Raw genomic sequence first — 275 nt, 5'->3', positions numbered from 1 at the left:
GCAGGGGAATCCCCTCATAGAACTGCCGACTAATCCAAAAACGCAAGACAATTAACCCCACAAAGCTAAGCCCCCAGGTCCCCATCAGCAGATAGGACTTGATTTTTGACAGTTCATAGACTAGGTTCTTTAGGATGAAAAAAGCAGAGCTGGGTAGAATGAGTGCCAGAAACAAATCGCACAGCAAGCCCCGCCATTCTAGGACCATTTCACCAGTCACTCCAAACAAATCTAAGAAAAACCAACTAATATAGACAAGGGAAATCAATCCTGTT

At 44.4% G+C, this 275-nt stretch carries 1 pseudogene; it reads right to left on the bottom strand.

The window, feature by feature from the left end:
- Window positions 1-275 (bottom strand): annotated as a pseudogene (locus C1E99_RS03965) (hypothetical protein); the annotation flags it as partial.

It is taken from the genome of Streptococcus suis (assembly GCF_002964045.1).
In the GTDB taxonomy this organism is placed as follows: domain Bacteria; phylum Bacillota; class Bacilli; order Lactobacillales; family Streptococcaceae; genus Streptococcus; species Streptococcus suis_U.
The sequence above is the reverse complement of the archived record's forward strand: the minus strand, read 5'-3'. Positions and strand labels throughout refer to the sequence as shown.